The organism is Mycoplasma sp. 1012, assembly GCF_054343455.1.
This window is the reverse complement of sequence record NZ_JBTGVG010000041.1, coordinates 1-1,444: the sequence shown is the minus strand read 5'-3', so window position 1 is coordinate 1,444 and position 1,444 is coordinate 1. Positions and strand designations below refer to the sequence as shown.

The 1,444-nt window shown below is 21.9% G+C and carries 1 protein-coding gene and 1 pseudogene; both read right to left on the bottom strand.

Annotation, left to right across the window (positions count from 1 at the left end):
* Positions 1-1,018 (bottom strand): IS3 family transposase (locus tag ACXX89_RS03995; protein WP_458557738.1); only part of this gene is annotated, 1,018 nt, incomplete at its 3' end.
* A 164-nt stretch (positions 1,019-1,182) separates the two neighbouring features.
* Positions 1,183-1,444, bottom strand: a pseudogene (locus ACXX89_RS03990) (hypothetical protein); the annotation flags it as partial.

Below are 1,444 nucleotides of genomic sequence, written 5' to 3'. Positions count from 1 at the left end.
AAATTATTCCATTATTTTTTTCAATAATTTCTACAAATTTATTAGAAGAATAAACACTTCCATGATCAGTATGCATAATTCATTTTTCATTAAAACTTAAATCTTTATTGTGTTCTATAACCAAATTTAAATCATTATTTCTTGATAAATTTCAAGAAACAATCTTTTTAGTTTTATGATGAATTGTTGCTGAAAAATATACATGATTAGAATCAAATACATCTTTAGGAGAAGTTATATAAGAAACATCTGTTGCAAAAATATTGTTGTTTTTTCCTTGAAAATCTCTATTAATTATGTTTTCAAATTTTACTGAAGTATTTTTATCTTCTCTTCTTTTGGATTTTTTTCTAACTATACAAAATAAATTTAATTTATTCATAATTCTACCTATTTTCCTGTAATTTATCTTTATTTTATGTTTTTTTTCGATAAAAACTTCAAGTCTTTTTCTTCCATACAAACAGTTATTTTCAGTAAAACCTTCATAAATTAATTTTTCTTCTTGATTCAATTCTTTTGCTTCAACTTTTTTATTCTTGTTTCTGTAAAAAGTTGATTTAGAAATTTTCATAGTGAAGAGAAATTTTCTAAAATTCTTTGCTTCTTTCTTTTCTTTTTTTTGCTCTTCTTCATGTTCTTTTACAACACGATTAAAAATCTCATCAAAAACTTCTTTAGGTAAAACATCTTGATAAATTTTTATGGATTTAATTAAAATTTCTTTTGGGATACTATCTCAAATTTTTTTCTCTTCTTCTGGTGTTAATGTTTTTCTTTTTCTTCCAACACCTTTATTTTTCTTAGGTGATTTTCCTGTTTGAGATTCTAAATTCATACCTAAATTATAAAGTTTAACTTTTTCTTTAAAAAGCATTTTTTTAAAATAAGTTGGTTCTGTTTTTCTAAAATGAAAATATTCAGTTCAAAATAAATCTAAATTTCTCATTTTCTCACAATTATCTAAATATTTTTTAATTCAATATTTTCATTCTTCTGGTTTTAATTGTTTTGACATTTTTCTCCTTAAATAAAAACATAAATTTGGTGTCCCAAATTTATGTCCCTGTTTAGACAATCAGTTATTTTTATTTTTAACTGGAAAACTAAAAAAGCAAGTAAGAGAATTTTAAAAATATCTTACACTTACACTTCCAACACTTTCCTGAACTACTTTCCCTACTACTTATTTAATTTATAAATTCTATTTTTATTAGAACCTTCTTTTATTAGCAACTTTTCTTCAATCATTTTAGTTATTATTTCATTTGCTCTTGAATATTTCACTTTTAATAATTTTTCTATTTCATTAGTTTTAAAAAAATCTTTGTTTTTAGCATAATTAATAATTAATTGATACTGTTTCTCTTTTTTATTAATTTTTATTATTTTATCTCCGGTTTCTATATTTATCTCCGGTGTTTTGTCAAATTTATCTCCGGTT